The 6,402-nt window shown below is 62.8% G+C and carries 7 protein-coding genes; 5 read left to right on the top strand and 2 right to left on the bottom strand.

The window, feature by feature from the left end:
- The 4 genes from QZY06_RS18420 to QZY06_RS18435 form a co-directional block, all read left to right on the top strand.
- Positions 1-191, top strand: a 191-nt coding sequence (locus QZY06_RS18420; RefSeq protein ID WP_295686804.1) for a hypothetical protein, incomplete at its 5' end; no start/stop codon positions are given.
- 45 nt (positions 192-236) lie between these two features.
- Positions 237-1,133: an ornithine carbamoyltransferase gene (gene argF, locus QZY06_RS18425; protein ID WP_295686806.1), complete on the top strand. Its 897-nt coding sequence runs from the start codon at positions 237-239 to the stop codon at positions 1,131-1,133.
- Positions 1,134-1,153: 20 nt separating this feature from the next.
- Positions 1,154-2,008: a carboxylating nicotinate-nucleotide diphosphorylase gene (gene nadC / locus QZY06_RS18430; RefSeq protein ID WP_367275675.1), complete on the top strand. Its 855-nt coding sequence runs from the start codon at positions 1,154-1,156 to the stop codon at positions 2,006-2,008.
- An 81-nt stretch (positions 2,009-2,089) separates the two neighbouring features.
- Complete coding sequence (locus QZY06_RS18435) at positions 2,090-2,959, top strand: DUF1003 domain-containing protein (protein ID WP_273453476.1); 870 nt, start codon at positions 2,090-2,092, stop codon at positions 2,957-2,959.
- 10 nt (positions 2,960-2,969) lie between these two features.
- Here QZY06_RS18435 and sppA read toward each other — a convergent pair whose 3' ends face one another.
- Entirely contained in the window at positions 2,970-4,838 is a 1,869-nt protein-coding gene (gene sppA / locus QZY06_RS18440) for a signal peptide peptidase SppA (RefSeq protein ID WP_273453475.1), read from the bottom strand.
- Between the two features lie 229 nt (positions 4,839-5,067).
- On the opposite strand from sppA, the gene trxB reads away from it, so the two are divergent.
- Positions 5,068-6,021 carry a thioredoxin-disulfide reductase gene (gene trxB, locus QZY06_RS18445; protein WP_295686814.1) on the top strand — a complete coding sequence of 318 codons (954 nt, stop codon included), beginning with the start codon at positions 5,068-5,070 and terminating at the stop codon, positions 6,019-6,021.
- 36 nt (positions 6,022-6,057) lie between these two features.
- On the opposite strand, the gene QZY06_RS18450 is transcribed toward trxB, so the two are convergent.
- A partial coding sequence (locus QZY06_RS18450) for a hypothetical protein (protein WP_295686816.1) occupies positions 6,058-6,402 on the bottom strand: 345 nt, incomplete at its 5' end.

Genomic DNA, 6,402 nt, shown 5'->3' on the forward strand with positions numbered 1-6,402 from the left:
ACCTACCTGGAGCATTACTGGTCGCTGGTGAACTGGGAATTCGTCGAGAAGAACCTGAGCTGATCGCAGCAGATCGGGCACGTCCGTCCCGCGTGGACGGACGCCGCCCGGTTCATTTATGGTTGAAAGGGTCGCCGGTTGCGACCCTTTTTGTTTTTGGCCGTTCACCCTCTCTTTCAGACTTTGCATGACCCGCTGCCCGCCGTGACCCGGGCCGCGCTCCACCGGATTTCGAGATGACTCGTCACCTGCTCAAGCTCAGCGACTTCACTTCCGACGAACTGCGCGCCATCGTGCTGCGCGCCATCGAGATGAAGAAGTCCGGCCCGACGCGAAACGGCGTGCTTGCGGGCAAGACGCTGGCGATGATCTTCACCAAGAACTCGACGCGCACTCGCGTCAGTTTCGAAGCCGGCATGGCCAAGTTCGGTGGCCACGCGCTGTTCCTGCATTCGAATGCGACCCAGCTCGGCCGCGACGAACCGATCGAGGACACGGCGAAAGTACTGTCGCGGATGTGCGACGCGATCATGATCCGCAACGATTCCCAAGCTGATCAGGAAGCGCTGGCTTCGGCCTCCCGCGTGCCGGTGATCAACGGCCTGTCGGACATCCATCACCCTTGCCAGCTACTGGCCGACATGCAGACCTGGTTCGAGCACCGCGGCGATCCGAAGGGCAAGGTTGCAGCCTGGATCGGCGACGGCAACAACGTCTGTCATTCCTGGATCGAAGCCGCCAGGCTGTTCGACTTCAAGCTGCGCATCGCCAGCCCCAAGGGCTTCGAACCAGCGGCCGACATCGTCGCCGCAGCCGGCAGTCACGTAGAGCTATTGCGCGGCGCGAGCTTCGCCGCCAACGGCGCCGATCTGCTGGTCACCGACACCTGGACCAGCATGGGCCAGGAAGCTGAATACCAGCGCCGGGTCGCCGCCTTCGCCGATTACCAGATCGACGCCGAGCTGATGGCACGCGGCAAACGTGATGCGATCTTCATGCATTGCCTGCCGGCGCATCGCGGTGAGGAAGTGTCTGCGGAAGTCATCGACGGGCCGCAGAGCGTGGTCTGGGATGAGGCCGAGAACCGCATGTGGGCGCAGATGGCGTTGCTCGAACATCTGCTTTCGAAGTGAGCGTGCACGTGAGCATGGCGATGGCGCTGCCGGCCTATGTCAACGATCTCGACACCGTCGTCGCCCAGGCGATTGCCGAAGATCTGGGCAGCGGCGATCACACGGCGCGTCTGGTACCTGCCGATCAGCAGGCCAATGCACGAGTGATCTCGCGCGAAAACGCGGTGATCTGCGGCCGGGCCTGGGTCGATGCGGTGTTTGCACAGATCGACGCCGAGGTACAGCTCGAATGGCTGGTCAATGACGGCCAGCTCGTCACCGCCGACCAGGTGCTCTATCGCCTGCAAGGCTCGGCGCGCAGCCTGCTGACCGGTGAGCGTACGGCGCTGAACTTCCTGCAGTCGCTATCCGGCACCGCGACTGCGGTGCGCGAATACGTCGACGCCGTGGCCGGCACCGGTGCGGCGATCGTCGATACCCGCAAGACCTTGCCCGGCCTGCGCAACGCCCAGAAGTACGCGGTGCTCTGCGGGGGTGGCGTCAACCATCGCATCGGCCTGTATGACGGCATCCTGATCAAGGAAAACCACATCGCCGCAGCCGGTGGCATCGCCGAAGCGATCGCCGCCGCGCGGGCACTCGGTTCCGGTGTGCCGCTGATGACCGAAGCGGAAACCCTGGACGAAGCCCGCATCGCTCTGGATCAGGACGTCGACCTGCTGCTGGTCGACGATTTCGCTGATTCCGAACTGATCGCCGCCGTGCGTCTGACCCAGGCCCACCGCGCTGCCGGCGGCCGCACGCTGATCGAATACTCCGGCGGCGCCAGCTTGGCGAACATTCGCGCAATCGCTGAAACCGGTGTCGATCGCATCTCGATCGGCGCCATCACCAAGCACGTCCGCGCCGTCGATCTGTCGATGCGCTTCACCTGACGAGGTTCGGCGGGCGAAGCGCACAATGCTTGTAGAGCGACCGTCCGAGTCGTAGCCAAGGCCATGTCGGGGAATGTTCCGGTGACTGCTTATCTGCAACTGCTGAAGCGCGTGCCGCTGTTCCAGGGCTTTTCCGACAGCGATCTCGGCGAGCTGGAACAGCTGCTGCTACCGCGCAAGGTTGCGCCCGGCACCTTGCTGTTCTCGAAGGGCGAGCACGGCGGCTCGATGTTCATCGTCGTCAGTGGCAAGGTGCGCGTGCTGCTGCCGGCCACGCAGCCGGGTGCGACGCCGGTGGTGCTGCAGGAACTGGGCGACGGCGAGTTCTTCGGCGAAATGGCGCTGATCGACAATGAGCCGCGTAGCGCCAGCGTCGACGTACCTCACGGCGCCGAGCTGGTTGAACTGACCCGCGACAGCTTCATCGCTCAGCTCGATCATTCGCCGCGAATCGGCATCTCGATGCTGGCGGTGATGTCCCGGCGGCTGCGCAGCGCCGCCGAACTGCTCGGCACGCCGGCGTCCCGCGATATCAACCGCGAATCCGACGAGCAGCAGACCTGGTCGCAGAAGCTGGCCGATCAGGTGGCGCAATGGAACGGCAGCTGGTCGTTCCTGATCCTGCTGATTGTTTCAACGGCGATCTGGACCGGCGTCAACGCCGTGCCAGGCCTGCAGTTCGATCCCTATCCATACCAGTTCTTCAACTTCTTCCTGGCCTTTCTGGTCGCCGTGCAAGGCCCGCTGCTGATGATGAGTCAGAACCGGCAGGTGCTGAAGGAACGCCTGCACGCGGAAGCCGATTACCGGGTCAACCTGAAGAACGAAACCGGCATCGGCCAGGTGCTGCTGGAGCTGGCTGAACTGCGTCGCGAGCTGGCGGAAGTCCGCCAGGAAGCTGGCTCCAAGCCGGCGGTACCGAGCGACGCCGCCGACTCGAAATTTCTCTAAATCGTCTCGCTCAGCGCCCGCCAAGTTCCGGCGTGCAGAAGCAGTAGGCGTAGACGCGCTGCGGATCGTCGAGACGACGCACGGCATCGCCGATCGCCCGCGCTGGTGCCGCCAAGGCGCCACCCGGAAGCTGGCCCAGAAGCGCACCATAAATATTCCCTTGGCCGCTCATGCCCTGCCCCTTGCCGAACAGATCGCCGAGCAGTTGCTTGAACAGATCACGATCCGGCTGCATCTCGTTGAGCTGATAGCGGCCGGGAGTGAGCTTGGCGAGTTGTGCCAGCGCCGTTTCCGCATCCTGGAAGCTGCCGAGTGAATCGACCAGGCCAAGTTCCTTCGCCGCCTTGCCGCTCCAGACCCGGCCGCGCGCGATGGTATCGACCTGCTCGACCGGAATCTCGCGGCCCTTGGCCACGCCTTCGATGAAGTTGCGATAGCCCTTCTCGATCTGCAGCTGGAACAGCGTCTTGACGCTGTCGGCCAGCGGCCGGTCGATACGGAAGGCGCCGGCCAGCGGCGTGGTGCCAACGCCATCGGTGTGGATGCCGATCTTGTTCAGCGGCTCGTTGATGGTCGGGATCATGCCGAAGATGCCGATCGAACCGGTGATCGTCGTCGGCTCGGCCCAGATCTGGTCGGCGTCCATCGAAATCCAGTAACCACCGCTCGCAGCCAAAGTCGACATCGACGCGACCACCGGCTTGCCGGCAGCCTGCAGTGCCAGTACGCCACGACGGATCTTCTCCGACGCGAACACGCTGCCGCCCGGCGAATTGACCCGCAGCAGCACTGCCTTGACCTTGTCGTCGCGGCGGGCGCGATCGAGCAGATCGGCAATGGTGTCGCCGCCGGCGTTGTTGTCTTCGCCATCACCGTCGACGATCTCGCCCTGGACGATCACCACGGCCATCTTGTCAGCACCGCGCGCGGATTTTTCGGCGTGGACAGCGGCCAGATAGCTGCCGGCATCGATCTGCCGGAACGAGCCGTGATCGTCGTCCTCGCCCACCCGTTCGATCATCCGCTTGCGGAAGTCCGCCTGGGTTTCGATCTGGGTGACCAGACCGGCTTCGAGCGCATAGGCGGCGAGATCACCCTTGTGCTTCTCCAGGCCAGCCGACAGACCAGCGATGTAGCGATTGGCCGCGTCCGGCGTCAGCTTGCGCGCCTCGCCGATGGTGCTGCCGTACAGGCTCCAGAGATCGCCGAGCCAAGCCTGGTTCGCGGTGCGGGCCTCGGGCGACATGTCATTGCGCTCGTACGGCTCGACGGCGGACTTGAACTCACCAACGCGGAACACGTTGATCTGCACGCCCAGCTTGTCCAGCGCGTCCTTGAAGTAGTTGGTGTAGACCGAAAAACCTTCGAGCAGCACCGAACCGAGCGGATCGATGGAGATTTCATCGGCCTGCGAGGCGATGTAGTACTGCTTCTGATCATAGGAATCGCCGTAGGCGTACACCGGCTTGCCGGCCGCGCGGAACTTGCGCAGGGCGACGGCGATTTCTTCCAGCTGCGGCAGACCGGCGCCGGCCATGTCATCGAGCTTGACGACGATCGACGGAATGCGCGTATCGGTGGCGGCAGCGTCGATGGCATCGACCACTTCGCGCAGCGAGGTCTGGGTCGGCTTGTTGTCGCTGAACCGTTGCAGGAAGGCGCGGCTGCGATCGTTCGGGATCTGGTCGCTGAGATCGCCGAACGGGATCACGGTCAGCGCGATGTTGTCCTCGATGACCGGGGTCTGGTCGCGGCTGCCGGCCCAGATGCCGACGCCAAGAACGACCAGCGAAAGAATGACCAAGGCGCGGAAGCAGAACACGATCAGCGTCCAGATCCAGCTGAACAGACGCACGATCAGGGGGCGCGGCTCACTCATGAGGGGAAAATCCGGGGCAATGGGGACGGAAAAGTATCGCACGGGGCTTGCCAGTACGCGGCTCGGTGGCCGTGCCGCGGCAGGGGCTTTGAAGCGGCGAATGCATCCCCATCATCCGCTCATTGGCACCGATGGTGCACTGCCGCACCGCTGCACACCGTGGGGCCTTATGCTTCGCGCCTGCGCCGCTATGCAATACCGGTCTTTCTCAATTCGTCACTGAAAAATCATGAGCAATCATCATCCGCTGATCATTCTCGGCTCCGGCCCCGCCGGCTACACGGCTGCGGTCTACGCGGCCCGCGCCAACCTGAAACCGGTGCTGATCACCGGCGTCGAGCAGGGCGGCCAGCTGATGACCACCACCGAGGTGGACAACTGGCCGGGCGATGTCGAACACCTGCAGGGTCCGGATCTGATGGATCGCATGCGCCGCCACGCCGAGCGCTTCGATACCCAGTTCATCTATGACCACATCGACAAGGTCGATCTGAAGAACCGGCCGTTCACTCTGCACGGCGGCAGCGGCAGCTACACCTGCGACGCGCTGATCATTGCCACCGGCGCCAGCGCCAAGTACCTGGGCATTCCGTCCGAAGAATCGTTCAAGGGCAAGGGCGTGTCGGCCTGCGCGACCTGCGACGGCTTCTTCTACAAAGGCCAGGAAGTCGCCGTGATCGGCGGCGGCAACACGGCAGTCGAAGAAGCACTGTACCTCGCCAATATCGCCAGCAAGGTCACCATCGTGCACCGCCGCGACAAGTTCAAGGGCGAGAAGATCCTGCACGACAAGCTGTTCAAGCGGCAGACCGAAGGCAAGGTCGAGATCATCTGGAACTCGTCGCTCGATGAAGTGCTCGGCGATGCAACCGGCGTCACCGGCATGCGAGTCAAGAACGTGCAGGACGGCAGCACCCGCGAGGCCAAGCTGGCCGGCGTGTTCATCGCCATCGGCCACTCGCCGAACACCGGCATCTTCGAAGGTCAGCTCGATATGGCCGGCGGCTATCTGAAGGTGAAGAGCGGCAGCGAAGGCAATGCCACCGCGACCAGCGTCGAAGGTGTGTTCGCAGCCGGCGACGTGATGGATCACGTCTACCGCCAGGCGATCACCTCGGCCGGCACCGGCTGCCAAGCTGCGCTCGACGCCGAACGCTATCTGGACAAGCTGCACGGCGGCTGAAGCGCCGTCCGCAGGTACTGCAGAACCCTCGCACGATCAATGTCGACGCGAGGGTTTTTTATGGGCCGCGCGACTGGCACAGTGCCGGCCATGTCGCAGCCTCGCCTCATCGTTCCCATTCTGCTGATGCTGGCGCTCCTGCTCGGTGGCATAGCTTTTCAAATCCTTTTCCGCCAATCTTTCCTGCCCCTCATTTTTTTGCAAAATTTCTTCCCTGGCGATTTTTTCATCTTGGGCAGTTTTAATCGGAACAGCCAAATCAGCCATTCTTTTTTCTTCCAACTGCTCTTCTAAAGTTTTTATGTGAACTATTTTATATCTCTCTTTTAGAGCGTCATTCTCTCTTAAGACTTGCAAGTCTTTTCTCATTGTCCTGATTTC

The sequence above is a fragment of the uncultured Nevskia sp. genome (genome assembly GCF_903885465.1).
Taxonomy (GTDB): domain Bacteria; phylum Pseudomonadota; class Gammaproteobacteria; order Nevskiales; family Nevskiaceae; genus Nevskia.

Excerpts from the sequence above, each read along its gene's own strand:
- trxB (WP_295686814.1), top strand. The coding sequence starts at position 5,068 with ATGAGCAATCATCATCCGCTGATCATTCTCGGCTCCGGCCCCGCCGGC.
- nadC (WP_367275675.1), top strand. The coding sequence starts at position 1,154 with ATGGCGCTGCCGGCCTATGTCAACGATCTCGACACCGTCGTCGCCCAG.
- argF (WP_295686806.1), top strand. The coding sequence starts at position 237 with ATGACTCGTCACCTGCTCAAGCTCAGCGACTTCACTTCCGACGAACTG.
- sppA (WP_273453475.1), bottom strand. The coding sequence starts at position 4,838 with ATGAGTGAGCCGCGCCCCCTGATCGTGCGTCTGTTCAGCTGGATCTGG.